The organism is Streptomyces sp. NPDC030798, assembly GCF_055572275.1.
The window spans coordinates 351,945-377,794 of the sequence record NZ_JBVIDR010000007.1 but is presented as its reverse complement, the minus strand read 5'-3'; the positions used below and the strand labels follow the sequence as shown (position 1 = coordinate 377,794).

21 protein-coding genes and 1 riboswitch are annotated in these 25,850 nt (G+C 73.5%); of the genes, 15 read left to right on the top strand and 6 right to left on the bottom strand.

What is annotated here, in order from left to right:
* The first annotated feature begins 52 nt into the window (after positions 1 to 52).
* The 5 genes from ACZ404_RS19030 to ACZ404_RS19010 are packed head-to-tail and all read left to right on the top strand — an operon-like array spanning position 53 to position 5,088.
* Positions 53 to 1,594, top strand: coding sequence for a sodium:solute symporter family protein (locus ACZ404_RS19030; RefSeq protein WP_468441269.1), 1,542 nt, complete (start codon positions 53 to 55; stop codon positions 1,592 to 1,594).
* A 17-nt stretch (positions 1,595 to 1,611) separates the two neighbouring features.
* Entirely contained in the window at positions 1,612 to 2,157 is a 546-nt protein-coding gene (locus ACZ404_RS19025) for a sigma-70 family RNA polymerase sigma factor (protein WP_468441267.1), read from the top strand.
* Entirely contained in the window at positions 2,154 to 2,468 is a 315-nt protein-coding gene (locus tag ACZ404_RS19020) for a hypothetical protein (RefSeq protein ID WP_468441265.1), read from the top strand. The genes ACZ404_RS19025 and ACZ404_RS19020 overlap by 4 nt, the downstream gene beginning before the upstream one ends.
* A gap of 33 nt (positions 2,469 to 2,501) precedes the next feature.
* Positions 2,502 to 4,298: a glycoside hydrolase family 15 protein gene (locus tag ACZ404_RS19015; protein ID WP_468441263.1), complete on the top strand. Its 1,797-nt coding sequence runs from the start codon at positions 2,502 to 2,504 to the stop codon at positions 4,296 to 4,298.
* A 34-nt stretch (positions 4,299 to 4,332) separates the two neighbouring features.
* Entirely contained in the window at positions 4,333 to 5,088 is a 756-nt protein-coding gene (locus ACZ404_RS19010; RefSeq protein WP_468441261.1) for an SDR family oxidoreductase, read from the top strand.
* A 437-nt stretch (positions 5,089 to 5,525) separates the two neighbouring features.
* Here the strand turns inward: ACZ404_RS19010 and ACZ404_RS19005 are convergent, their stop codons facing one another.
* From ACZ404_RS19005 to ACZ404_RS18995, 3 genes are all read right to left on the bottom strand, one after another.
* Positions 5,526 to 6,329, bottom strand: a complete 804-nt coding sequence (locus tag ACZ404_RS19005) for an enoyl-CoA hydratase/isomerase family protein (protein WP_468441259.1) — start codon at positions 6,327 to 6,329, stop codon at positions 5,526 to 5,528.
* 117 nt (positions 6,330 to 6,446) lie between these two features.
* Positions 6,447 to 6,668 carry a helix-turn-helix domain-containing protein gene (locus ACZ404_RS19000; RefSeq protein WP_004002281.1) on the bottom strand — a complete coding sequence of 74 codons (222 nt, stop codon included), beginning with the start codon at positions 6,666 to 6,668 and terminating at the stop codon, positions 6,447 to 6,449.
* A 335-nt stretch (positions 6,669 to 7,003) separates the two neighbouring features.
* Entirely contained in the window at positions 7,004 to 8,602 is a 1,599-nt protein-coding gene (locus ACZ404_RS18995) for an ABC-F family ATP-binding cassette domain-containing protein (RefSeq protein ID WP_468441257.1), read from the bottom strand.
* Positions 8,603 to 8,850: 248 nt separating this feature from the next.
* Between ACZ404_RS18995 and ACZ404_RS18990 the strand changes: the two genes are divergently transcribed.
* Positions 8,851 to 9,261: a VOC family protein gene (locus ACZ404_RS18990; RefSeq protein WP_468441255.1), complete on the top strand. Its 411-nt coding sequence runs from the start codon at positions 8,851 to 8,853 to the stop codon at positions 9,259 to 9,261.
* Between the two features lie 15 nt (positions 9,262 to 9,276).
* Here the strand turns inward: ACZ404_RS18990 and ACZ404_RS18985 are convergent, their stop codons facing one another.
* The 3 genes from ACZ404_RS18985 to ACZ404_RS18975 form a co-directional block, all read right to left on the bottom strand.
* Positions 9,277 to 10,698: a hypothetical protein gene (locus tag ACZ404_RS18985; RefSeq protein WP_468441253.1), complete on the bottom strand. Its 1,422-nt coding sequence runs from the start codon at positions 10,696 to 10,698 to the stop codon at positions 9,277 to 9,279.
* 184 nt (positions 10,699 to 10,882) lie between these two features.
* A complete protein-coding gene (locus tag ACZ404_RS18980; protein ID WP_468441251.1) occupies positions 10,883 to 12,010 on the bottom strand; it encodes an alpha/beta hydrolase in 1,128 nt (375 codons plus the stop codon).
* Between the two features lie 255 nt (positions 12,011 to 12,265).
* Positions 12,266 to 12,940, bottom strand: coding sequence for a class II aldolase/adducin family protein (locus ACZ404_RS18975; RefSeq protein WP_468441249.1), 675 nt, complete (start codon positions 12,938 to 12,940; stop codon positions 12,266 to 12,268).
* A 163-nt stretch (positions 12,941 to 13,103) separates the two neighbouring features.
* Here ACZ404_RS18975 and ACZ404_RS18970 point away from each other — a divergent pair, with 163 nt between their 5' ends.
* The 9 genes from ACZ404_RS18970 to cobI all read left to right on the top strand — a co-directional run bounded on the left by ACZ404_RS18970 (position 13,104) and on the right by cobI (position 25,845).
* Positions 13,104 to 14,366 (top strand): inorganic phosphate transporter, encoded by a 1,263-nt coding sequence (locus ACZ404_RS18970; protein WP_468441247.1) that lies wholly within the window; start codon positions 13,104 to 13,106, stop codon positions 14,364 to 14,366.
* Between the two features lie 34 nt (positions 14,367 to 14,400).
* On the top strand, positions 14,401 to 14,628 hold the full coding sequence (locus ACZ404_RS18965) for a hypothetical protein (RefSeq protein WP_468441245.1): 228 nt from the start codon (positions 14,401 to 14,403) through the stop codon (positions 14,626 to 14,628).
* A gap of 120 nt (positions 14,629 to 14,748) precedes the next feature.
* Positions 14,749 to 14,888: riboswitch (cobalamin riboswitch) on the top strand.
* Between the two features lie 112 nt (positions 14,889 to 15,000).
* Positions 15,001 to 15,945 carry a cobalamin biosynthesis protein gene (locus tag ACZ404_RS18960; protein WP_468441243.1) on the top strand — a complete coding sequence of 315 codons (945 nt, stop codon included), beginning with the start codon at positions 15,001 to 15,003 and terminating at the stop codon, positions 15,943 to 15,945.
* Positions 15,942 to 17,474 carry a cobyric acid synthase gene (locus ACZ404_RS18955; RefSeq protein ID WP_468441242.1) on the top strand — a complete coding sequence of 511 codons (1,533 nt, stop codon included), beginning with the start codon at positions 15,942 to 15,944 and terminating at the stop codon, positions 17,472 to 17,474. Before ACZ404_RS18960 ends, ACZ404_RS18955 begins: the two co-directional genes overlap by 4 nt.
* Complete coding sequence (cobN, locus tag ACZ404_RS18950; RefSeq protein ID WP_468441240.1) at positions 17,471 to 21,121, top strand: cobaltochelatase subunit CobN; 3,651 nt, start codon at positions 17,471 to 17,473, stop codon at positions 21,119 to 21,121. The genes ACZ404_RS18955 and cobN overlap by 4 nt, the downstream gene beginning before the upstream one ends.
* A complete protein-coding gene (locus tag ACZ404_RS18945; protein ID WP_468441238.1) occupies positions 21,118 to 23,118 on the top strand; it encodes a putative cobaltochelatase in 2,001 nt (666 codons plus the stop codon). Before cobN ends, ACZ404_RS18945 begins: the two co-directional genes overlap by 4 nt.
* Positions 23,118 to 23,717, top strand: a complete 600-nt coding sequence (cobO, locus tag ACZ404_RS18940) for a cob(I)yrinic acid a,c-diamide adenosyltransferase (RefSeq protein ID WP_468441236.1) — start codon at positions 23,118 to 23,120, stop codon at positions 23,715 to 23,717. Before ACZ404_RS18945 ends, cobO begins: the two co-directional genes overlap by 1 nt.
* Positions 23,714 to 25,117 carry a cobyrinate a,c-diamide synthase gene (locus tag ACZ404_RS18935; RefSeq protein ID WP_468441234.1) on the top strand — a complete coding sequence of 468 codons (1,404 nt, stop codon included), beginning with the start codon at positions 23,714 to 23,716 and terminating at the stop codon, positions 25,115 to 25,117. The genes cobO and ACZ404_RS18935 overlap by 4 nt, the downstream gene beginning before the upstream one ends.
* The gene (gene cobI / locus ACZ404_RS18930; RefSeq protein WP_468441232.1) at positions 25,114 to 25,845 is read left to right on the top strand and encodes a precorrin-2 C(20)-methyltransferase; all 732 of its coding nucleotides are present in this window, start codon (positions 25,114 to 25,116) and stop codon (positions 25,843 to 25,845) included. Before ACZ404_RS18935 ends, cobI begins: the two co-directional genes overlap by 4 nt.
* The last annotated feature ends 5 nt before the right edge of the window (positions 25,846 to 25,850 follow it).

Here is a 25,850-nt window from a genome sequence, read left to right as displayed (position 1 = left end):
CCCGTCCGCGCAACCAACGGGTGAGGCACAGGCACACCAAGGACGGTGACCCATGGCTGATGGCGCCATGACCGCGACGTTCCTCGCCGTGATCGGCGGGGCGTCGCTGCTCGCCGTCACCGCGCGCCGTCTGCGCCCCACCGACCGGCTGCCCGCCCTGGAGGGGTGGGCGCTGGCCGACCGCAGTCTCGGCCCGGTGTGGACCTGGCTCCTGCTGGGCGGCACGGTCTTCACCGCCTACACCTTCAGCGCCGTACCCGGACTCGCGTACGGCAGCGGAGCCGCCGCCTTCTTCGCGGTGCCGTACACGGTGATCGTCTGTCCCCTCGCGTTCGTCCTGCTCAGCCGCCTGTGGACGGTGGCCCGGCGGCACGGGTACATCACCGTGGCCGACTTCGTGCGCGGCCGGTACGGTTCGCCGCCGCTCGCCCTGGTGGTCGCGCTGACCGGGATCCTCGCGACGATGCCCTACCTGGCGCTGCAGTTGCTCGGCATACGGGCGGTGCTGACGGCCGGGGGCGTGTATCCGCGGGGGGCGACCGGGGACCTGGTCATGGTGGCGCTGTTCGCCGGGCTCGCGGTGGCGACGTACCGGCACGGGCTGCGCGCCCCCGCGGTGATCTCCGCGCTCAAGGCGGTCGCGGTCTTCGTCTCGCTCACCGCCGTGACCTGGCTGGTCCTCGAACGGCTCGGCGGGCCGGGCCCGGTGTTCGACGGGGCCGCGCGGCGGCTCGGCGCCCCCGCGCTGGTGCTGGCCCCGCAGCAGCAGCCCGCCTACGCCACCCTCGCGCTGGGCTCCGCGCTGGCCCTGCTGATGTACCCGCACGTGCTGACCGCCGGCTTCGCCGCCGACGGCCCGCGCACCCTGCGCAGGACCACGGTGGCGCTGCCCGCCTGGACCGGGCTGCTGGCGCTGTTCGGCTTCCTCGGCATCGCGGCCCTGTCGGCCGGGGTGCGAGCGCCGAAGGGCGGCGCCGAGGCCGCCGTACCGATGCTGGTGGACCGGCTGATGCCGGCCCCACTGGCCGGACTGGTGTTCGGCGCGATCACCGTCGGGGCGCTGGTCCCGGCCGCGGTGATGTCGATCGCCGCGGCCACCGGCTTCGTCCGCAACGTCTACGTCGAGTACGTCCATCCGACGGCCACGCCCAAGCGGCAGGTGCGCATCGCCAAGGTGGTGTCGCTGACCGCGAAGGTCGGCGCGGTGGCGTTCGTCTTCGGGCTGCGCGACCAGGACGCGATCAACCTCCAGCTGCTCGGCGGGGTGTGGATCCTGCAGATCTTCCCGGCGGTGGCCGTGGGGCTGTTCACCGGCCGGCTGCATCCCCGGGCGCTGGTCGCGGGGTGGGGCGTGGGCATGGTGACCGGCACCTACCTGGTGGTGCGCGAGGGCTTCTCCTCGATCGTGCCGCTCGGCGGCGGAGGGCTGGAGGTCTACGCCGGGCTCGTGGCCCTGCTGCTGAACCTGACCGTCGCCGTGGCCGGGACCGCGGTCCTGGAACGGCTGGGCGTCCCGCGCGGCGCCGATCTGACCGACCTGCCCCCGCGCCTGACCGTCAGGCGGCGCCCCGAGACGGGAGCGAACAACCCGTGAGACAGCCTGTGAGACCCGTGGCAGGCACTGCCGTGCCCGTGCCGCTCGCCCCCGCGGCGAGCGATCCGGCCGCCCTGGAGCGCGAGGCGGGTGTGGCCCGCCTGTTCGAGCAGCACTACACCTCGATGCTGCGCCTGGCCGTGCTGCTGGGCGCGGACGACCCGGAGAACGTGGTCGCCGAGGCGTACTACCAGATCTACCGCAAATGGCGGCGGCTGCGGGACACCGAGGCGGCCGAGGCGTATCTGCGCTCCACCGTGTGCAATCTGACCCGGATGCGGATACGGCATCTGCAGGTGGTCCGCCGGCACGAGGAGCATCCGCTGGAGGAGCTCGTCGCCTCCGCCGAGAGCACCGCGCTGCTCCACGACGACCAGCGCGTCCTGATCGACGCGCTGCAGCAGTTGCCGGCCCGGCAGCGGGAGGCGCTGGTGCTGCGGCACTGGCTCGGGCTGAAGGAGAGCGAGATCGCCGCCGCGATGGGCATCTCCTGCGGCTCCGTCAAGACCCACACCTCGCGCGGCCTGGCCGCCCTGACCCAGGCGATGGAGGCCCGGCGATGACGCATCGAGAGGCGACCGGGTCGCGTGGCACGAGCCCGGACCGCACCGAGCGGGAACTGCGCGAGGCCCTCGCCGCACTGGCCGGGGGCGTGCACGCCGCGCCCGACGCCTACCGCACCGCGCGCGGGGCGTGGCTGCGCCGGGAGCGCCGCCGCCGCCTCGTGCTCGCCGTCCTCGTCGCGGTCGTCTTCACCGTGGCGGTGCTGATCGGCCTGTGGGTGCTCAACCAGGCACCGGCGGACCCGGGGGTGATCTTCTCCCGGGCCGGGTCGGCGCCGGCCGGCGTGTCACTCCCCCAGCGCACCACCTGATTGGCCCCCTGATCCGCAGGGAAACCGCACCCCGTGGACGCGCGCATCGAGGACTACGCCCTCATCGGCGACGAACAGACCGCGGCCCTGGTCGGCAGGGACGGCTCGATCGACTGGCTGTGCCTGCCGCGCTTCGACTCCGCCGCCTGCTTCGCCAGACTCCTGGGCGACGAGGACAACGGGTACTGGCGGATCGCGCCGAAGGGCGCGGACATCTGCACCCGCCGCGCCTACCGGCCCGGCACCCTGGTGCTGGACACCGAGTGGGAGACCGCGGACGGCACGGTGCGGGTGACCGACCTGATGCCGCAGCGCGAGCGCGCGCCCGACGTCGTCCGCATCGTGGAGGGCGTCAGCGGGCGCGTGACCGTGCGCAGCACGCTGCGGCTGCGCTTCGACTACGGCTCGATCGTGCCGTGGATGCGCCGCTCCGACGGGCACCGGGTGGCGGTCGCCGGACCGGACTCGGCGTGGCTGCGCACCGAACCGCCCGTGGACACCTGGGGCGAGGACATGGGCACGCACGCGGAGTTCACCGTGGCCGAGGGCGAGCGGGTCGCGTTCGTGCTCACCTGGCATCCCTCGCACGAGAAGCGGCCCCCGCTCATCGACCCGTACGAGGCGCTGAGCAACAGCGTCGCCGACTGGCGGCGCTGGACGTCGCGCTGCCGCTACGAGGGACCCCACCAGGAGGCCGTGGTCAGGTCCCTGATCACGCTGAAGGCGCTCACCTACGCTCCGACCGGCGGGATCGTGGCCGCGCCGACCACGTCGCTGCCCGAGATGCCGGGCGGGGTGCGCAACTGGGACTACCGCTACTGCTGGCTGCGCGACTCCACCCTCACGCTCGGCGCCCTGCTGTCCGCGGGGTACCACGACGAGGCGGCGGCCTGGCGCGACTGGCTGCTGCGGGCGGTCGCGGGCAACCCGGCGGACCTGCAGATCATGTACGGGGTGGCGGGCGAACGGAGGCTGTCGGAGACCGAGCTGCCCTGGCTGTCCGGCTTCGCCGAGTCCACGCCGGTGCGCACCGGCAACGGCGCGGTGGACCAGCTCCAGCTCGACGTGTACGGCGAGGTGATGGACTCGCTGTCGCTGGCCCGCGCCTCCGGGCTGCCGCCCCGGCCGCACATGTGGGCGCTGCAGCGGGCGCTGATGGGGTTTCTGCAGGAGCAGTGGCGGCAGCCGGACGAGGGGCTGTGGGAGGTGCGGGGCGGGCGGCGCCAGTTCGTGCACTCCAAGGTGATGGTGTGGGTGGCCGCCGACCGTGCCGTCCGCACGCTGGAGGAGCATCCCGACCTCAAGGGCGACCTGGAGGGCTGGCGCCGGCTGCGCGAGGAGGTGCATCGGGAGGTGTGCGAGAAGGGCTACGACCCGGAGCGCAACACCTTCACGCAGTCCTACGGCTCGCGGGATCTGGACGCGGCGCTGCTGCTCATCCCCCGGGTGGGCTTCCTGCCGCCGGACGACCCCCGGGTGGTCGGCACGGTGGACGCCGTCCGCGAGGAGCTGGGCCACGGCGGCTTCCTGCGGCGCTACGACACCGAGGACTCGGCCGTCGACGGGCTGCCGGAGGGCGAGGGCGTCTTCCTGGCCTGCTCGTTCTGGCTGGCCGACGCGCTGCATCTGACGGGGCGGACCACGGAGGCGCGCGAGCTGTTCGAGCGGCTGGTCGGGCTGGTCAACGACGTCGGGCTGCTGGCCGAGGAGTACGACCCGGTGGCCGGCTGCCAGTTGGGCAACTTCCCGCAGGCGTTCAGTCACATCGCCCTGGTGAACACCGCCCTGATCCTCTTCGGGGGCGCGGGGGCCGAGGGCACGGCCGGATGAGGGCACGACATGAGGGCACGGCAGGATAGGGACCATGGATCTTGGACTGAAGGACCGGGTGTACGTCGTCACGGGCGCCACGCGCGGGCTGGGCAACGCGGCCGCGCGGGAGCTCGTCGCCGACGGGGCGAAGGTGGTCATCACCGGGCGGGACGAGAAGCGGGTGGCCGACGCGGCCGCCGAGCTGGGCCCGAACGCGGTGGGCGTGGCCGTGGACAACGCCGAGGCGGGGGCGCCCGAGCGGCTGATCGCGGCCGCGCGGGAGCACTTCGGGGGCTTCCACGGCGTGCTCGTCAGCGTCGGCGGGCCGCCGCCCGGGTTCGTCTCCGACAACTCCGACGAGCAGTGGCGGGACGCCTTCGAGTCGGTCTTCCTCGGCGCGGTACGGCTCGCTCGCGCGGCCGCGGCCGAGCTGGAGGCGGGCGGCGTCATCGGCTTCGTGCTGTCCGGCTCCGTGCACGAGCCCATCCCGGGCCTGACGGTGTCCAACGGGCTGCGGCCGGGCCTCGCCGGCTTCGCCAAGTCCATCGCCGACGAGCTGGGGCCGCGCGGCATCCGCGTCGTCGGGCTGCTGCCGGCGCGCATCGACACCGACCGCGTCCGCGAACTGGACGCCCTGTCCGCCGACCCCGAGGCCACCCGTGCGGCCAACGAGTCCCGCATCCCCCTGCGCCGCTACGGCACCCCCGGGGAATTCGGCCGCGCGGCAGCGTTCCTGCTGTCCCCGGCCGCCTCCTATCTGACCGGGATCATGCTGCCGGTGGACGGCGGGATGCGGCACGGGTTCTGAGGCAGCGGCGTCCGGGCGGCCCGGGACGCACCCTCCGGCCGCCCGGAACCACTGAGCGCACGGAGGCACGCTCCCGCAACCGTCGCGGGCTGCGCGGGGCCTCGGGCGCCCCGGCAGCTCCCGCACGGCACCGCGGCCACACCCGGACGACGACTCACTCGGCGAGGGCGGGCCGGCCCCGGCCCCGGCAGATCTCGCGGGCGTCGGCGCTGCTGTGGCCCGGCAGACGGCTCACTCGCCGATGACCGACCGGATACCGTCCCCGGCAATCCGTGCGCCGGCGCAACTGTGCCCGGCAGACGGCTCACTCATCGACGGCCGACCCGATTCGGCCCCGGCAATTCCCCGTGCAGTGCCGCTGCTGTGGCCGGGCGGCGGCTCACTTGGCGAGGGGCCGGATCCGTCCCCGGCAGATGCCGTGCGGTGGTGGGGGTGGGCTATTCGCCGATGCCTGCCAGGTCACGCAGGCGGCGGGTCTGGGCGGCGCGTTCGGCTGCGCGCTGGGCGTCGTAGTCCCGGCCCTGGGCAGCGCGCAGCAACGCCTTGGTCTCCACCACGGCGTCGCGCGGCGCGGCCAGCATCGCGGCGGCCAAGTCGTGTGCCGCGGCGTCGAGTTCACCCGCGGGTACCGCGAGGTTGGCCAGGCCGGAGGTCACCGCCTCCTCGGCCCCGACGAACCGCCCGGTGACGCAGATCTCGAGCGCGCGGGCGTATCCGACGAGACCGACGAGCGGATGCGTACCGGTCAGGTCGGGGACCAGGCCCAGACTGGTCTCGCGCATGGCGAACTGCACGTCGTCCGCGACGACCCGCAGGTCGCAGGCGAGCGCGAGCTGGAATCCGGCACCGACAGCATGTCCCTGGACGGCGGCGATGGACACGAGGTCGTTGCGCCGCCACCAGGTGAACGCCTCCTGGTATTCGGCGATGGTCGCGTCGAGCCCGGCGTCGTCACGACGCGCGAGTTCGATGAAGTTCGGCTCGCCCGGGATCCCCTCCGGGGTGAACATCTGCCGGTCCAGCCCGGCGGAGAACGACTTGCCCTCGCCGCGCAGCACCACGACACGCACGGAGCCCGGCAGCAACCGCCCGGCCTCGGTGAGCGCCCGCCACAGAGCGGGGCTCTGCGCGTTGCGCTTGGCCGGGTTGGTCAGCGTCACCGTGGCGAGCGCGTCGTCGACGGTGAGCCGTACGCCGTCCTTGTCGAGTACAGGAGCGAGGTCCTGGTCGGGCGAAGCCATGGGGCGCCTCCGATGGGTGCGGTCAGCAGAGCAATGCTAAGTGACTGCACAGTAACCACCCGGCCGATCGGACAACCGACCGGGTGGCCACCATCGAAGCCGATGGGCCGCCCGGAGTCAGGACGATGCGGCCTTCTTGCCCCGGGTCGCTCCGCCACGCCCACGAAGCGTGACGCCCGACTCGCTGAGCATCCGGTGTACGAAGCCATACGAGCGGCCGGTCTCCTCGGCCAGCGCCCGGATGCTCGCACCGGAGTCGTACTTCTTCTTCAGGTCTGCCGCGAGCTTGTCGCGCGCGGCGCCGGTCACCCGGCTGCCCTTCTTCAGAGTCTCGGCCACCCGTGCCTCCTCATGGGAAGTGCGCTCTGGTCTCCTCATGATCACCCCTCCGGGGCGTGATGGCCACCCATTCGGCAAGGTCCGTGAGACATCGTTGTGACGACAGGAGCGGTTCCCCACAAGCGGAATACGAGATTCCATGAGCTCGTGTCCGTACGGCCGAACGAGTGGTTTCGCGAAGTACCAGGTCAGAGAGGCGCGGCGGCCGACCCCTCGGATGCTGAGGGATCGGCCGCCGGATCGGTGTACGACACACCTCGATACGAGGAGATCTCACACAGATGATGGATCACGGCTCGGCCGAATGATCCATACGCCGTTGATCAGTCCTTCGATCACGCCAGGGCGACGAGGTCCGCGTAGTCGGAGCCCCACAGGTCCTCGACGCCGTCGGGCAGGAGGATGATCCGCTCGGGCTGGAGCGCCTCGACGGCGCCCTCGTCGTGGGTGACGAGGACGACCGCGCCCTTGTAGGTGCGCAGGGCGCCGAGGATCTCCTCGCGGCTGGCGGGGTCGAGGTTGTTGGTCGGCTCGTCGAGCAGCAGCACGTTCGCCGACGACACCACGAGCGTCGCGAGCGCGAGGCGGGTCTTCTCGCCGCCGGAGAGGACGCCGGCCGGCTTGTCGACGTCGTCGCCGGAGAACAGGAACGAGCCGAGCACCTTGCGGACCTCGACCAGGTCCATGTCGGGGGCGGCCGAGCGCATGTTCTCCAGGACCGTGCGGTCGGCGTCCAGGGTCTCGTGCTCCTGGGCGTAGTAGCCGAGCTTGAGGCCGTGGCCGGGGACGACGGCGCCGGTGTCGGGCTGCTCGACCCCGGCGAGCAGGCGCAGCAGCGTCGTCTTGCCGGCGCCGTTCAGACCGAGGATGACGACCCGGGAGCCCTTGTCGATGGCCAGGTCGACGTCGGTGAAGATCTCCAGGGAGCCGTACGACTTCGACAGGCCCTCGGCCATCAGCGGGGTCTTGCCGCAGGGCGAGGGCTCCGGGAAGCGGAGCTTGGCCACCTTGTCGGACATCCGGACCTCTTCGAGACCGGACAGCAGCTTCTCGGCCCGCCGGGCCATGTTCTGCGCGGCGACCGTCTTGGTGGCCTTGGCGCGCATCTTGTCGGCCTGCGCGTTCAGCGCGGCGGCCTTCTTCTCGGCGTTGGCGCGCTCACGCCTGCGGCGCTTCTCGTCGGCCTCGCGCTGCTGCTGGTACAGCTTCCAGCCCATGTTGTAGATGTCGATCGCCGAACGGTTCGCGTCCAGGTAGAAGACCTTGTTGACGACCGTCTCGACGAGGTCGACATCGTGGGAGATCACGATGAAGCCGCCGCGGTAGGTCTTCAGGTAGTCGCGGAGCCAGATGATCGAGTCCGCGTCGAGGTGGTTGGTCGGCTCGTCCAGCAGCAGGGTGTCGGCGTCCGAGAACAGGATGCGGGCCAGCTCGATACGGCGGCGCTGACCACCGGAGAGGGTGTGCAGGGGCTGCCCGAGCACCCGGTCGGGGAGGTTGAGCGCGGCGGCGATGGTGGCGGCCTCGGCCTCGGCGGCGTAGCCGCCCTTGGTGAGGAACTCGGTCTCCTGGCGCTCGTACTGCCTGAGCGCCTTCTCGCGCGTGGCGCCCTTGCCGCTGGCGATGCGCTCCTCGTTCTCGCGCATCTTGCGGATCAGGACGTCCAGGCCGCGCGCGGAGAGGATGCGGTCGCGGGCGAGCACCTCGAGGTCGCCGGTGCGGGGGTCCTGCGGGAGGTAACCGACCTCGCCGGAGCGGGTGATGGTGCCGCCGGCCGGGATGCCCTCGCCGGCCAGGCACTTGGTGAGGGTGGTCTTTCCGGCGCCGTTGCGGCCGACCAGGCCGATGCGGTCGCCCTTGGCGACACGGAAGGTGGCGTTCTCGATGAGGACGCGCGCACCGGCGCGCAGCTCGATACCGGAGGCGGAGATCACGGACAGACTCCAGGGCGTACTGGGATTGGCGGTGGACGGATGAGGACGTTCCCGCCGTCTAATGCGCGAGGAGAATGGCCATGGGCCCCAGTCTAACGGGGCCGTGCAAGCGGTTTTTCTACGTCCGCGTGTTCGGGCGCCCTCCAGGGCCGTCGCCCGGGGCGGGCCGCCGCGCCGGGGGCGTTGTCGGTGGTGGCTGGAACACTCGGAGGAGGACGGCGGAACCGACGCACGAGGGAGTGATCGGCATGGCGGGCACGGGTGGACGGCCGGGCATCTGTCCGACGCTGCTGTACGCGGACGCGAAGGCCGCGATCAGGCAGCTCACGGAGGGTCTCGGCTTCACCGAGCTGTCGGTGTACGAGACGGAGGACGGCAAGGTGATGCACGCCGAGCTGGTCCAGGGCGGTGGCGCGGTGATGCTCGGGTCCAAGGGCCGCGGCGGTCTGTTCGACACGGCGATGAAGGACGCGGGGCCCGCGGGGGTGTACGTCGTGGTGGACGACGTCGACGCCCACCACCAGCGGGCCGTGGAGCACGGCGTGGAGATCCTGATGCCCCCGACGGACCAGGACTACGGCTCGCGGGACTACATGGCCCGGGACATCGAGGGGAACATCTGGAGCTTCGGGACGTACGCCCCCGAGATCGGCGTCTGAGCGCCGCCCGGCGGGCTATCCGCCGGTGTGCACCTGGAAGGCCGCGCGGCGCACGGCCTTGGCGAGGGCGGGGTCGGGGTGGGCCGCGGCGAGGGCGACCAGGACCTGCACGGTGCGCGGGTGGCCCACGGCGCGGACCTCGTCCAGCAGCGCGGGGACGGTGGGCTGCACCGCGGCCTCCAGGTGCCGGACCAGCATGGCGGTCTCGCCGTGGTCGCTGACGGCGGCGGCGGTGTCGACCCACAGCCAGGTGGCCTCCTCGCGGGTGAGCACCTCGTGGGCGTCCTCGGGGTCGACGCCGTCGTGCTCGGCGAGCCACAGCAGGGCGTACGGCCGCAGGGCCGGCTCGTCGACGACGGCGCGTACGTCGGGCTCGGCGGGGGCGCCGACGACGCGCAGCGCCTCGAAGGCGAGGCCGCGCAGCAGGGCGTCGTCGCCGCGGGCGGCGGCGAGCAGCTCGGTGACGGCGCTGCCGACGGGGCGGGCGGCGAGCCAGGCGCGGTACTCGGCGCGGGCCGCGTTGGGGCGGAGCTGGGCGCAGCCGCGGAGCATGTCCTCGGCGGACTGCTCGATGTTCCCGGCGGGGCTCTGCGCGGCCACGCAGATCTGCTCCAGCTTCACCCACACCGCCCAGCTCCCCAGCGGGGTGAGTGTCGCCTGCCCGTCCCCGTAGGTCAGCGCCCCCACGGAGGCAAGGGCCCGCAACGCCCAGTCGAGCAGCGGCGCGAGGGGGGCGCCCGAGGCGGCCCCGGCCGGCTCCGTGCCGGCCACCGGCTCCGCCGGGCGGCCCGGGGCGGTGTCGTAGGGGACCTCGCAGCGTTCCGTGCGCAGTTCGGTGACTCTCTGCTGGAGCAGGTCGAGGAGCTGGTCGACCGGGACGGGCCCGGCGGAGAGCTGGAGGAAGGAGAGCACCTGGGGCATGGCCGAGACGACCTCGGCGACGGCGGCGGCCTCGTGACCCTCGGGTTCCGGGTAGGCGAGCGACCAGGCGTCGAAGAGGGCGACCCAGCCGCGCAGCACGGCGCTGTCGTCCCGGTCCCAGGCGCGCAGGCGCCAGCCGGGGCGCGCGCTGTCCCCGTGCACCTCGACGAGTCCGGCGAGGCGGGCGGTGTCCCATTCGGCGCGGACCTGAGCGGTGCTCAGCCCGAGTGCGGCGGCGGCGCGTTCGGCGGTCCCGTCGGACAGGGTGGCCTTGCCGTCGGCGGTGGCCGCGTCGCTCCCGGGTCCGAGGGCGGCGTCGGCCCAGCGGGCCACGCGGACCGCGCCGGCCAGGCCGGTGCGCGCCATTCTGGCCAGTTCGGCGGGGGCCGGGGTGCCCTCGGGCGGCCGGGGTGCGGGGCGGCGCGGGCGGCGCTGGTTCACAGCTCTGGGGGCGGCGGCCAGGGGTCGCGGTCGGACGAGTCGAAGCCTGGAGTCGCGCGGGATACGGGACGTCACGGGTGCAGTCTTCCGGTTGACGGTCCGAAAACCCAAACGGAATGTCACGCGGGGCGACGGGGCTGGCCAACGCACCCGCTTCCGGACCGGGTGAGGGGACATCATCAGGCCAGTGGTACAGCCATGAACGGAATCACTGGAACCGGGGCTTCCGACTCGTGCCGGAGGACGGCCCGGGGCCCTCTCACATCAGCGGCGTCAGGAACCGGCGCAGGCGCTCCTCGTACTCCTCCGGGTCCGCGTTCCACATCGCCGCGTGCGGCGCCCGTGCCACGGTGTGCAGGGCGACGACGTCCCCGCGGCGGTCGGCGAGCCGGCGGGAGTACTCCCAGGGAGCCACCGTGTCGTCCGGGCCGTGGACGATCAGCGTGGGCACGGTCGGCCCGGCGGGATCGGCTGTACCGGCGACGCGGTCGGCCTGCAGCCCCGCCCTGCCCTGCGCGGCCCGCACCGCGAGCGGCAGCAGCGGCTCGGGGGTGTGGCGGGCCTGGGCGAGGGCGCGCAGGGTGGCCTGCCAGCTCAGCACCGGGGAGTCGAGGATCAGTCCGGCGACGCGGTTGCGCACGGCGGAGCGCTCGGCGGCGCGCAGGGCCATGGTGGCACCGGTGGACCAGCCGAGCAGGACGACCCGGCGGGCGCCGTAGCGGACGGCGTAGCGGATCGCGGCGTCGACGTCGCGCCACTCGGTCTCGCCGAGGTGGTTCAGGCCGTCCGGCGGGCGCGGGGCGCCCAGGTCGCCGCGGTAGGCGAGCGCGAGGACCGGCAGCCGGCGGCCGTGCAGGAACGCCATGACGTTCAGGGCGTGCTCGCGCGTGGTGCCCAGGCCGTGCACCGCGATCACCCAGGTGTCCCGGTCGCCGGGTACGAACCAGGCGGGCAGCGCGCCCAGTTCGCCGGGCACGTCGACGTCGGCGTGGTCGAGCCCGAGGGCGGTGCCGGGGTTGCCGACGTGCACGTTCGGGGTGAGCCACACGGAGTCGCCGGCCGCGAAGGTGCCGTGCGTGACGCGCTGCAGCCGGCGTACGACCGTGTCGGCGGTGTGCTCGGCCGCCTCCAGGACACCACCGACGACCGCGTGGGAGCCGTCGCCGGCCAGGCCGTAGGTGCCGGGGCGCAGCGAGGCCAGGTCTCGGGTGAGGGTGATCCGTCCCGCGGCCGTGCCGTGCACGGTGAGCCGGGGTTCGGTGGGCAGGGGCCGGCCCGGGGGCGCCTTCAGCGCGGCGTCGCTGGCGAGGCGTCCGGCGGCCACGGAGGCCGCGCCGGCGGCCAGGACGGCGGTGAGCGCGGCGGCGGTCGCTTTGACGGTGCGCACGGCTCCAGTGTCGGGGCGGCCGCCGTCACCGGCCAGCGGAAGGACGGGCATGACCGGCGTCCGGCGCGTCGCGGAAGGGGTGTTCGGCATCGCCGGTCGTATACGCCGTGGCCCGCGACCGGTACGGCGCTCGAGGCCGACGACGCCCGTGAGGGCCGCCAGGAGCGCGAGGCGCTCGTGACGGGGCCGGCCGGTCGCGGACCGGCGGAGCCGGCGGCCGTGCAGCAGGGGGGACAGGGAACTGGGCAGCAAGGGTCACCTCCGTTGGCCGTACCCCTTCAAACGTGCCCCGGCCTCGGCCATGTGTGCCTCGCTGAGCAGAGAAGGCGTCAGGCCCGGCACCGCGGACGCCGTGAGCCACAGGCGGCACATCCACTCGAGCTGGGCGGTGCGGTCGTAGGCCTCGTCGAGGGTGGCGCCGTAGGTGATCGTGCCGTGGTTCTGCAGGAGGCAGCCGGAGCGGCCGGCGAGGGCGCGGAGCATGTTCGCGGCCAGTTCGTCCGTGCCGTAGGTGGCGTAGGGGGCGACCCGGACCGGTCCGCCGAGGGCGGCCGCCATGTAGTGGATCGGCGGCAGCTCGCCCACGAGGGTGGAGACGGCCGTGGCGTGCACGGCGTGGGTGTGGACGACGGCGCGGGCGTCGGTGGTGCGGTGGACGGCGAGGTGCAGGGGCAGCTCGCTGGTCGGCACCAGCGTGCCGCGCACCTGCCGGCCGGTGAGGTCGACGGCGGTGAGGTCGTCCGGGGTGAGCCGGTCGTAGGGCACGCCCGAGGGCGTGACCAGCACGAGGTCGCCGACGCGCGCGGAGACGTTGCCGGAGGTGCCGACGACCAGCCCGTCGGCGACGGTCCGGCGGGCCGTCGCGACCAGCGCCTCCCAGACTCTGGCCTCTTCCTCCGACGGCTGCGATGCCTCTGATGCCTTCGCCATGTGCCGATCCTGCCACCGCGCGGGCACGCAAAGTGGCCGTCGGTGTGAGCGGAAGCGCCTTCGTCTGTTTCCGACACCGCGAAGCCCGGCCGAGTTCACCTTCCGTTCACTCAGGTTGCCTACGTTCGACCAGCCAATGACGCTCGAACGATTGCCTGGGTAAATGGAAAGCTTCTCGCTGATCCTCGCGATTGTGGTGGTAACCGCACTCGCGTTCGATTTCACGAACGGTTTCCACGACACCGCCAACGCGATGGCCACCACCATCTCGACCGGCGCGCTCAAGCCCAAGGTCGCGGTGGCCATGTCCGCCGTGCTCAACCTGGTGGGCGCTTTCCTCTCCGTGGAGGTCGCCAACACGATCTCCAAGGGTCTCGTCGATGAGAACGGCATCCGTCCCGAGGTCATTTTCGCCGCCCTGGTCGGTGCGATCCTCTGGAACCTGCTGACCTGGCTGGTGGGACTGCCCTCCAGCTCCTCGCACGCCCTGATGGGCGGCCTGATCGGCGCCACCGTGGCCTCCGCGGGCTTCGGTGCCGTCCACGGTGACGTCCTGGTCACCAAGGTGCTGCTCCCCGCCGTCGCCGCGCCGGTCGTGGCCGGCCTGGCGGCCATGCTCGCCACCCGCTTCTCCTACGGCATCGGCAAGAACGCCGAGGGCGACGCCTCCCGCAAGGGCTACCGCGCCGGCCAGATCGCCTCGGCCGGCCTGGTCTCCCTCGCGCACGGCACCAACGACGCCCAGAAGACGATGGGCATCATCACCCTCGCGCTGATCGCGGGCGGTGCCCTCGCCCCCGGCTCCAACCCTCCCACCTGGGTGATCCTCTCCGCCGGCCTGGCCATCGCGCTCGGGACCTACATCGGCGGCTGGCGCATCATCCGCACCATGGGCACGGGTCTGACCGACCTCGAGCCGCGCCAGGGCTTCGCCGCCCAGACCAGCGCGGCCACCGCCATCCTCGCCTCCTCCCACCTCGGCTTCTCCCTCTCCACCACCCACGTCGTCTCCGGCTCGGTGATGGGCACGGGCCTGGGCCGCAAGGGCGGCGTGGTCCGCTGGTCCACCGCGACCCGGATGGTCGTCGCCTGGGCGCTGACCCTGCCGGCCGCCGCGCTGGTCGGCGCGGGCGCCGAGGCCGTGACGGACCTCGGTGACTGGGGCACCGCGCTCGTCGCCGTGTTCCTGGTCGGCTCCAGCGCCGCGATCTGGAAGCTCTCGCGCCGCGAGGTCATCGACCACAGCAACGTCAACGCGGTCGACGAGACCGCCGAGCCGGCCGGCGTGGTGACCACCGCCATCGCCGCGGTGACGCCGCCCCCCGCGGGCACGGTCACCGAGGACCTGACGGCCACCATCCCGGCCCCGGCCACGGCCGAACCCGCCCCCGCGGCTCCGGCGGTCCCGCCGGCCGCCGCGGTCTGACCCGCGCACACGGTGACAGGAAAGTAGTACCGACATGAAGATCGACTGGGCGGCCATCGGCTCCGTCTTCGGCGTCAGCCTCGCGTTCACGGTGGGCCTCGTGGCCCTGTTCACCCTCGGCGTCAACGGCCTGGCGCGGCGGGAGAAGGCCGCCGCACAGGGCGGCTCCGCGTCCCTGGCCGTGACGGGTGCCTACGTCTGCTTCGCCGCGTGCGCGGCCGCGGTGGCGTACGGCATCTATCTGATCGTGGCCAAGCCCTGACCCAGGGCAACCGAGGCCCCTCACCGGCACGTTCCGGCGAGGGGCCTCACCCATGCCGGGCACCCCGCCGGTGTGGGCCTCAGCACAGTCCGCCGTCCCAGGTCAAGGGCAAGTTGACGGCCGTTCGGGGGCCGTGGTGGACTGCCCGGGCCATGTACGGCGGCAGGAGAGGAAGCCGGTGCGAATCCGGCGCGGTCCCGCCACTGTCACCGGGGTAGTAACCCCCGGGAGCCAGGAACTCTCACCGCCGGTCTCGTCGAACCAGGGCGCGGACACCCTGAGTGAGGACACGTATCGCCATGCTCGGCCGCCCATCGAGGACACGCACCAGGCCCGTCAGGCCCGCCCCTGTGCCCACGGCCGGCTGAGCCGATGGGTGCCGATCGCTCCTACGCGTACGGCGCCGCCGCCGGCCTCCTCGGCGACCTGCTCCTCGGCGATCCGCGCCGGGGGCACCCGGTCGCCCTGTTCGGACGGGCGGCCGGGGCCGTGGAACGCGGGCTGTGGCGCGACCACCGCGGGTGGGGCGCGCTGCACACCGCCGTGTGCGCCGGCGCGGCCGTCGCCCTGGGCGCCGCCGCCGAGCGCGCCGTACGCCGCTCCCCCGCCGCCTGCGCGGCGCTGACCGCCGTCGCCACCTGGTCCGTCGTCGGGGGGACTTCGCTGGCCCGCGAGGCCCGGACGATCGGGCGGGCCCTGGAGGCCGGGGACGTCGAGGCGGCCCGGGACCGGCTGCCGCATCTGTGCGGCCGGGATCCGCAGGCCCTGGACGCCGACGGGATCGCCCGCGCCGTGGTCGAGTCGGTCGCCGAGAACACCTCCGACGCCGTCGTGGGCGCCCTGGTGTGGGGCGCCGCGGGCGGCGTGCCCGGGCTGCTGGGGTTCCGGGCCGTCAACACCCTGGACGCGATGGTGGGTCACAAGTCGCCCCGGTACCGGCGCTACGGCTGGGCCTCGGCCCGGCTGGACGACGTCGCCGGCTGGCCGGGGGCGCGCCTGACCGCCGTGCTCGCCACGCTGGCCGGACCCGACCCGCGCGGTGCCCTGCGCGCCTGGCGGGCCGACGCCGGTAAGCACCCGAGCCCCAACGCCGGGCCGGTGGAGGCGTCGTTCGCCGGTGCCCTCGGCGTGCGGCTCGGCGGGACCCTCTCCTACGGCGGGCGGGTCGAGCACCGGCCCGTCCTCAACGGCGCCACCGGACGGCCCGTCCGGGTCGGCGACATCGACCGGGCCGTACGGCTCTCCCGCCGCGTCGGCCTGCTCGCGCTCGGCGTCACGTTCGCCGCGCGCCGACTCGTGAAGGGACGTGGGAAGTGAACGGGGGTCTCCTCGTCGCCGGCACCACCTCGGACGCCGGCAAGAGCGTCGTGACGGCCGGGATCTGCCGGTGGCTGGTGCGCCAGGGAGTGAAGGTCGCGCCGTTCAAGGCGCAGAACATGTCCCTCAACTCCTTCGTCACCCGCGAGGGCGCCGAGATCGGCCGGGCCCAGGCCATGCAGGCCCAGGCCTGCCGGATCGAGCCGACCGCGCTGATGAACCCGGTGCTGCTCAAGCCGGGCGGTGAGCAGAGCAGTCAGGTGGTGCTGCTGGGCAGGCCGGTGGGCGAGTTGAGCGCGCGCGGCTACCACGGGGGCCGGCAGCAGCAGTTGCTCGGCACCGTCCTCGACTGCCTGGCCGGGTTGCGGGGCACGTATGACGCGGTGATCTGCGAGGGAGCGGGCAGCCCGGCCGAGATCAATCTGCGCCGGACCGACATCGTGAACATGGGCATTGCGCGCAACGCGCGGCTGCCCGTGCTGGTGGTCGGGGACATCGACCGGGGCGGCGTCTTCGCCTCCTTCTTCGGCACCGTGGCCCTGCTCTCGCCGGAGGACCAGGAGCTGGTCGCCGGGTTCCTGGTGAACAAGTTCCGGGGGGACGTCTCCCTGCTGGAGCCCGGTCTGGAGATGCTGTACGGCCTCACCGGGCGGCGCACCTACGGCGTGCTGCCGTTCCGGCACGGGCTCGGCATCGACGAGGAGGACGGACTGCGGGTGTCGCTGCGCGGCACCGTCCGGGAGTCCGCCGTGGCGCCCCCGGTCGGCGAGGACGTGCTGCGGGTCGCCGTGTGCGCGATCCCGCTGATGTCCAACTTCACCGACGTGGACGCGCTGGCCGCCGAACCGGGGGTCGTGGTGCGGTTCGTGGACCGGCCGGAGGAACTGGCCGACGCGGACCTGGTGGTGATCCCGGGCACCCGGGGGACCGTACGGGCGCTGGCATGGCTGCGGGAGCGGGGGCTGGCGGACGCCCTGGTGCGGCGGGCCGCCGAGGGCAGGCCCGTGCTCGGCGTCTGCGGCGGCTTCCAGATCCTCGGCGAGCACATCGAGGACGAGGTCGAGTCGCGCGCAGGCGAGGTCGAGGGGCTCGGCGTGCTCCCGGTGCGGGTGCGGTTCGCCCGCGAGAAGACCCTCACCCGGCCGGCCGGCGAGGCCCTCGGCGAGCGGGTCGAGGGCTACGAGATCCACCACGGGGTGGCCGAGGTGACGGGCGGCGACGCGTTCATCTGCGATGACAAGGGACACAGCCTCGACGGGTGCCGGGTCGGCTCCGTCTGGGGCACGCACTGGCACGGCTCGCTGGAGTCGGACGGCTTCCGGCGGGCCTTCCTGCGCGAGGTGGCGGCCGCCGCGGGCCGCCGCTTCGTGCCGGCGCCGGACACCTCCTTCGCCGCGCTGCGCGAGGAGCAGCTCGACCGGCTCGGCGACCTGATCGAACAGCACGCGGACACGGACGCGCTGTGGCGGCTCATCGAGTCGGGCGCGCCGCAAGGACTGCCTTTCATTCCACCGGGAGCGCCCGCATGAGCACAGTGTTGTTGTTGTCGACCGCCGACACGGATCTGCTGGCGGCCCGTGCCTCCGGCGCGGACTACCGCATCGGCAACCCGACCCGGGTGGACGTCGGCCAGGAGCTGCCGGGGCTGCTGGACGGCGCGGACCTCGCCGTCGTACGGCTGCTGGGCGGCAAGCGCGCCTGGGAGGACGGGCTGGCCGCGCTGAAGGCGTCCGGGATCCCGGCGGTGCTGCTGGGCGGCGAGGCCGTGCCGGACGCCGAGCTGATGGCCGAGTCGACCGTGCCGGCCGGTGTCGTGGCGGAGGCGCTGAAGTACCTGGTCGAGGGCGGCCCGGCGAACCTGCTGGAACTCTCCCGGTTTCTCTCCGACACCGTGTTGCTCACCGGCGAGGGGTTCGAGGAGCCCCGGAAGATGCCGGAGTTCGGCGTCCACGGCTCGTACGCGGCGCGCGACGGCCGCCCCACCGTGGGCGTGCTGTTCTACCGGGCGCACGAACTGAGCGGCAACACGGCCTTCGTGGACACGCTGTGCGAGGCGATCGAGGCGAAGGGCGCCAACGCGCTGCCGGTGTACTGCGGTTCGCTGCGCGGTGCGGACCCGGAGCTGTACGAGCTGCTGGGCCGGACCGACGCGCTGGTGGCCACCGTGCTCGCGGCCGGCGGGACGCACGCCTCTGGGGCCTCGGCGGGCGGTGACGAGGAGTCCTGGGACGTCGGCGCGCTGGCCGACCTCGACGTGCCCGTGCTGCAGGGTCTCTGCCTCACCTCCTCGCGGGCCGCCTGGGAGGAGTCGGACGCCGCCCTCTCCCCCATGGACGCGGCGATGCAGGTCGCGATCCCCGAGTTCGACGGCCGGCTGATCACGGTGCCGTTCTCCTTCAAGGAGCAGGGGCCGGACGAGGTCCCGGTGTACGTCGCCGATCCCGAGCGTGCCGCCCGGGTCGCCGGAATCGCCGTACGGCACGCCCGGCTGAAGCACAAGCCGAACGCGGAGAAGAAGATCGCCCTGGTCTTCACGGCGTACCCGACCAAGCACTCCCGCGTCGGCAACGCGGTGGGCCTGGACACCCCGGCGTCGGCGGTGCGGGTGCTGGACGCGCTGCGTGAGGCGGGCTACGCGCTCACCGAGTACCCCTCCGGCGGTGACGAGCTGATCCACCGGCTGATCGAGGCCGGCGGGCACGATGTCGAGTGGCTCACCGAGGACCAGCTGGCCGCCGCGCCCGCGCGGGTGCCGCTCGCCGACTACCGGGCCTGGTTCGAGAAGCTGGACCCCACGCTGCGGGACGCGATGACCGAGGCGTGGGGCGAGCCGCCGGGCGGCCTGTACGTGGACGGCGAGGACATCGTGCTGGCGTCCCTGCAGTTCGGGAACGTGGTCGTGATGATCCAGCCGCCGCGTGGCTTCGGTGAGAACCCGATCGCGATCTACCACGACCCCGACATGCCGCCGTCGCACCACTACATGGCCGCCTACCGGTGGCTGGAGAACAGTTTCGGCGCCGACGCGATCGTCCACATGGGCAAGCACGGCACGATGGAGTGGCTCCCGGGCAAGGGGCTCGGGCTGAGCGGCGGATGCGCGCCGGACGCGGTCCTCGGCGACCTCCCGCTGATCTACCCCTTCATCGTCAACGACCCCGGCGAGGGCACCCAGGCCAAGCGGCGCGGGCACGCCACGGTGGTCGACCACCTGGTACCGCCCATGGCGCGTGCCGACACCTACGGTGATCTGGCCAAGCTGGAACAGCTGCTCGACGAGTACGCGCTGGTGAGCGATCTCGACCCGGCCAAGGCCCCGGCCGTCCGCGCCCAGATCTGGACGCTGGTCAAGGCGGCCGAGCTGCACCACGACCTGCATGTGGCCGAGCAGCCGGACGACGACGAGTTCGACGAGTTCGTCATGCACATCGACGGCTATCTGTGCGAGATCAAGGACGTGCAGATCCGCGACGGCCTGCACATCCTGGGCGGCGGCCCGGTCGGCGAGCCGCGCGTGAACCTGGTGCTCGCCGTGTTGCGGGCGTCCCAGGTGTGGGGCGGGCAGGCGAACGCCCTGCCGGGCCTGCGCGCGTCGCTGGCGGTCCACTTCGGACTGGACGAGAAGGAGTTGCTGGCCGAGCCGGGCGCCCCGGTGAAGGTGCCGGTGGAGCTGACGGACCTGGTGGAGGGGCCGTCCCGGACCGCCGCCGACGCGATCGACCTGCTGGAGCAGCTGTGCCGGCGGATCGCGGAGGGCATGGAGGCGCGGGCGTGGGAGCGGAGGGCCGTGCCCGGCGTCCTGCGGGACGTGCTCGGGGCCGAACTCCCGGACCCGCTCGCCGTGCTGGAGTTCGCCTGCGACGAGGTCGTGCCGCGGCTCGCCCGGACCACCGACGAGATCGGGCACATCCTGCGGGCGCTGAACGGCGGTTACGTGCCGGCGGGCCCGTCGGGTTCGCCGACCCGGGGTCTGGTCAACGTGCTGCCGACGGGCCGGAACTTCTACTCGGTCGACCCCAAGGCGATTCCGTCCCGGCTGAGCTGGGAGGTCGGGCAGTCGCTCGCCGACTCGCTCGTCCAGCGGTATCTCCAGGACACCGGGGAGTACCCGAAGTCGGTCGGCCTCACGGTGTGGGGCACGTCGGCGATGCGCACGCAGGGCGACGACATCGCCGAGATCCTGGCGCTGCTGGGCTGCCGTCCGGTCTGGGACGACGCCTCGCGCCGGGTGACCGGGTTCGAGGTGATCCCCCCGGCCGAGCTGGGCCGGCCGCGCATCGACGTCACGGTGCGCATCTCCGGCTTCTTCCGGGACGCGTTCCCGCACGTGGTCGGGTTGATCGACGACGCGGTGCGGGCGGTGGCGGAGCTGGACGAGCCGGTCGAGCGCAACTTCGTGAAGGCCCACGCCGACGAGGACACCGCCGAGCACGGCGACCGGCGGCGCGCGACGGCCCGTGTCTTCGGCTCCAAGCCGGGCGCGTACGGCGCCGGTCTGCTGCCGCTGATCGACGCCCGGAACTGGCGCAGCGACGCGGATCTGGCCGAGGTGTACGCCGTCTGGGGCGGCTACGCGTACGGGCGCGGGCTGGACGGGCGGGCGGCGCGCGGGGACATGGAGACGGCGTTCAAGCGGATCGCGGTCGCCGCGAAGAACGTCGACACCCGTGAGCACGACCTGGTCGACGCCGACGACTACTTCCAGTACCACGGCGGCATGGTCGCCATGGTCCGGCACCTGACCGGCGCCAACCCCGAGGCGTACGTGGGTGATTCCGCCGTACCGGACCAGGTGAGGACCCGCACCCTGGGTGAGGAGACACACCGGGTGTTCCGGGCCCGGGTGGTCAACCCGCGCTGGATGGCGGCCATGCGCCGGCACGGTTACAAGGGCGCCTTCGAGATGGCGGCGACCGTCGACTACCTGTTCGGCTACGACGCCACGGCCGGCGTGGTCGACGACTGGATGTACGAGAAGCTCAGCGCGGAGTACGTCTTCGACCCGGAGAACCGGGACTTCATGAAGCAGTCCAACCCGTGGGCGCTGCGCGGGATCACCGAGCGGCTGCTGGAGGCGGCGGACCGCGGGCTGTGGGCGGAGCCGGACGCGGACACGCTGGAGCGGCTGCGCGCCACCTACCTGGAGCTGGAAGGCGACTTGGAGGGCGACCAGTGACCACCCCGTTCCCCTTTACGGCCGTCGTCGGCCAGGACGACCTGCGGCTCGCGCTGCTGCTGAACGCCGTGTCCCCGGCGGTCGGCGGCGTGCTGGTGCGCGGTGAGAAGGGCACCGCCAAGTCGACGGCCGTGCGCGCTCTTTCGGCGCTCCTGCCGGAGGTGGCGGTCGTGCCCGGGTGCCGTTTCTCCTGCGACCCGGCGGCGCCGGACCCGTCGTGCCCGGACGGGCCGCACGAGGCGGGCGCCGGGGCGCGCAGGCCCTCGCGGATGGTCGAGTTGCCCGTCGGTGCGTCCGAGGACCGGCTGGTCGGCGCCCTGGACATCGAGCGGGCGCTCGCGGAGGGGGTGAAGGCCTTCGAGCCGGGTCTGCTGGCCGACGCGCACCGCGGCATCCTGTACGTCGACGAGGTCAACCTGCTCCACGACCACCTGGTCGACCTGCTGCTGGACGCGGCGGCGATGGGCGCCTCGTACGTCGAGCGCGAGGGCGTCTCCGTGCGGCACGCCTCGAAGTTCCTGCTCGTCGGCACCATGAACCCCGAAGAGGGTGAGCTGCGGCCGCAGTTGCTGGACCGGTTCGGGCTCACCGTCGAGGTCGCGGCCTCGCGGGAGCCGGAGCAGCGTGTGGAGGTCGTACGGCGCCGGCTGGCGTACGACGACGATCCGGCCGCGTTCGCCGCACGGTGGGCCGGCGAGGAGGCCGTCGTACGGCAGCGGATCGTGGCCGCACGGCAGTTGCTGCCGCAGGTGCGGCTGGGCGACGGGGCGCTGCGGCAGATCGCGGCGACGTGTGCCGCCTTCGAGGTGGACGGCATGCGGGCCGACATCGTGATGGCGCGTACGGCGACCGCGCTGGCCGCGTGGGCGGGGCGGACCGAGGTGCTGGCGGAGGACGTGCGGCAGGCCGCGCTGCTCGCGCTGCCGCACCGCAGGCGGCGCAATCCCTTCGACGCGCCCGGTCTCGACGAGGACAAGCTGGACGAGACGCTGGAGCAGTTCTCCGGGGACGGCGGGGACACCGACGACGACCCCGATCCCGACGGGCCCGGCGGCGGGGGGCAGCCGGCGCCCGACACCGGGCCGCAGGGCGGCGGGGACGCCTCCGCGCGGCCCGAGGCCGGGGAGGGCGGGCAGCCGCAGTCGTCCGGTGCCCGGGAGCAGGCACCCGCGCGTGCCGCCGAGCCCTTCCGGACCAGGGTGCTGAGCGTGCCCGGGATCGGTGAGGGTGCCGCCGGGCGGCGGTCGCGGGCGCGGACCGAGCACGGGCGGACCACGGGGGCCCGGCGGCCCCGGGGCACGCTGACCAAGCTGCATCTGGCGGCGACCGTGCAGGCCGCCGCGCCCCATCAGCGGGCGCGCGGCCGGTCGGGGCCGGGGCTGGTGCTGCGCCGGGACGATCTGCGGCAGGCGACCCGGGAGGGGCGCGAGGGCAACCTCGTGCTGTTCGTGGTCGACGCCTCGGGGTCGATGGCGGCGCGGCAGCGGATGAGCGCCGTGAAGGGGGCCGTGCTGTCGCTGCTGCTGGACGCCTACCAGCGGCGGGACAAGGTCGGGCTGGTGACCTTCCGGGGTGCGGCGGCGGATGTCGCGCTGCCGCCGACCTCGTCGGTGGACGCGGCGGCGGTCCGGCTCGAGTCGCTGCCGACCGGCGGTCGTACGCCGCTCGCGGCCGGGCTCCTCAAGGCGCACGAGGTGCTGCGGGTGGAGCGGCTGCGGGATCCGGCGCGGCGGGCGCTGGTCGTCGTGGTGACCGACGGGCGGGCCACCGGTGGTCCGGAGCCGGTGGCGCTGGCCGGGCGGGCGGCGCGGCTGTTCGCGGCCGACGGGGTCGCCTGCGTGGTCGTGGACTGCGAGTCGGGTCCGGTGCGGCTGGGGCTGGCCGGGCAGCTCGCGGGTGAGCTGGGCGGTACGGCCGTGACGCTCGACGAACTGCGGGCGGACTCCATCGCCGGGCTGGTCAGGGATGTGCAGGGGACTTCGAGGAGGGCCGCGTAATGCCGCAGGGACAGCCGAGTGTCGTACCCGAGGACGGTCTGACGACCCGCCAGCGGCGGAACCGGCCGCTGGTCGTCGTGCACACGGGCGTCGGCAAGGGCAAGTCGACCGCCGCGTTCGGGCTCGCGCTGCGCGCCTGGAACCAGGGCTGGCCGATCGGGGTGTTCCAGTTCGTGAAGTCGGCCAAGTGGAAGGTCGGCGAGGAGAACGCGCTGCGGGTGCTCGGTGCCTCCGGTGAGGGCGGGACCGTGGACTGGCACAAGATGGGCGAGGGCTGGTCGTGGGTCCAGCGGGACGCCCAGATGGACAACGAGGAGAAGGCCCGTGAGGGCTGGGAGCAGGTCAAGCGGGACCTGGCGGCCGAGCGGTACCGGCTGTACGTGCTGGACGAGTTCGCCTACCCCATGCACTGGGGCTGGGTGGACACGGACGAGGTGATCTCCGTGCTGCGGGACCGGCCCGGTACCCAGCATGTGGTGATCACCGGGCGGAACGCGCCCGGGAAGCTGGTGGACTTCGCCGATCTGGTGACGGACATGTCCAAGGTCAAGCACCCCATGGACGTCGGCCAGAAGGGCCAGAAGGGCATCGAGTGGTGAGGTCGTCGGTGCCTCGGCTGGTCATTGCCGCGCCCTCCTCGGGCAGCGGCAAGACCACCGTCGCCACGGGGCTGATGGCCGCGTTCGCCGCGCGGGGGCTCGCCGTGTCCCCGCACAAGGTCGGGCCGGACTACATCGACCCCGGGTATCACGCGCTCGCGACCGGGCGGGCGGGGCGGAACCTGGACGCGTATCTGTGCGGGCCCGAGCTGATCGCTCCGCTGTTCCTGCACGGGGCGCGGGGGTGCGACCTCGCCGTCGTCGAGGGCGTGATGGGGCTGTACGACGGGGCCGCGGGGGAAGGGGAGCTGGCCTCGACGGCTCAGGTCGCGAAGTTGCTGGGGGCGCCGGTGGTGCTCGTGGTGGACGCGTCGTCGCAGTCGCGGTCGGTGGCGGCGCTGGTGCACGGGTTCGTGTCCTGGGATCCGGGGGTGCGGGTCGGGGGCGTGATCCTGAACAAGGTGGGCTCCGAGCGGCACGAGGGGCTTCTCCGGGAGGCTCTGGAGGCGGTGGGGGTGCCTGTGCTGGGTGCCCTGCGGCGGGCTCGGCAGGTGTCCACGCCGTCGCGGCATCTGGGGCTGGTGCCGGTCGTCGAACGGCGTTCCGCTGCGGTCGACTCCGTCAGGGCCATGGCCGCGCTGGTGGCTCAGGGGTGCGATCTGGACGCGTTGGAGGCACTTGCCCGTACCGCGGGTGCCGTACCGGGGGGCTCCGCTCCCTGGACCCCCGCCCCGCCCACCCACGACCCGGAACTGTCGGGTGAGAACGCCGGCCCGAAGCTGTCAAGTGGCAAGCCCGGGCCGGTTGTCGCCGTTGCCGGGGGGCCGGCGTTCAGTTTTTCGTATGCCGAGCAGGTCGAGTTGCTCGTCGGGGCCGGGGCCGAGGTGGTGGGGTTCGATCCGTTGCGGGACGAGGAGCTGCCCGAAGGGACGGCCGGGGTGGTCGTCGGGGGCGGGTTCCCGGAGGTGTACGCCGCCGAGCTGTCGGCCAACGAACCGCTGCGGAAGGCCGTGGCCGAGCTGGCGCTCTCCGGTGCCCCGGTGGCCGCCGAGTGCGCGGGGCTGCTGTACCTGTGCCGGGAGCTGGACGGGCAGCCGATGTGCGGCGTGCTGGACGCCACCGCGCGCATGACGGAACGGCTCACCCTGGGCTACCGGGACGCGGTGGCCGTCGGGGACAGTGTGCTGGCCGCCGCCGGCACACGGATGCGCGGCCACGAGTTCCACCGCACGGCCGTCGAGCCCGGGGCCGGCGCCGCTCCCGCCTGGGGGCTGCGCGCCCCGGTCCGGCGGGTCGAAGGTTTCGTACAGCAGGGCGTGCACGCGAGTTATCTGCACACGCACTGGGCGTCCCGTCCCGGTGTGGCCCGTCGGTTCGTCGAGAGGTGCCGGACGTCATGAGCAGCAGGCTGGTCGGAGTCGGGGTCGGTCCCGGGGATCCGGAGCTGGTGACCGTCAAGGGGGTCAACGCGCTCCGCGCGGCCGACGTCGTCGTCGTCCCGGTCATGGACACCGGAGAGCGCGGGCGGGCCGAGGCGACCGTGTTGCACTACGTGCCCGAGGACAAGGTCGTCCGGGTGGTGTTCGCGCTGAACGAGCGCACTGACCGGGCGCGCCGGGAGGCCGCCTGGGACGCGGCGGGGACGAGGGTCGCCGAGCTGCTGGGTGCCCACGAGTCGGTGGCCTTCGCGACCATCGGGGATCCGAACGTCTACTCGACGTTCACGTATCTCGCGCAGACGATCGCGGAGCTGGTGCCGGGCGTCGTGGTGGAGACGGTGCCCGGGATCACCGCCATGCAGGACCTGGCCGCGCGGTCGGGTGCCGTGCTGACGGAGGGCACCGAGCCGCTGACGCTGGTGCCGGTCACCGCGGGCTCCGCCGTGCTCAAGGAGGCGCTGGCCGGTCCGGGGACCGTGGTGGCGTACAAGTTCGGGCGGCAGGCCGCCGAGGTCGCCGGTGTGCTGCGGGAGACCGGGCGGATCGAGGACGCCGTGTGGGGGTCGGCGCTCGGCCTGCCGGAGGAGTCCGTGCGGCCGGCCGCCGAGCTGGACGGGGCGCCGCTGCCGTACCTCTCCACGCTGATCGCGCCCCCGCGGCGCGACGGCGGGCGGGGCGGGAAGCTGTGAGCGGG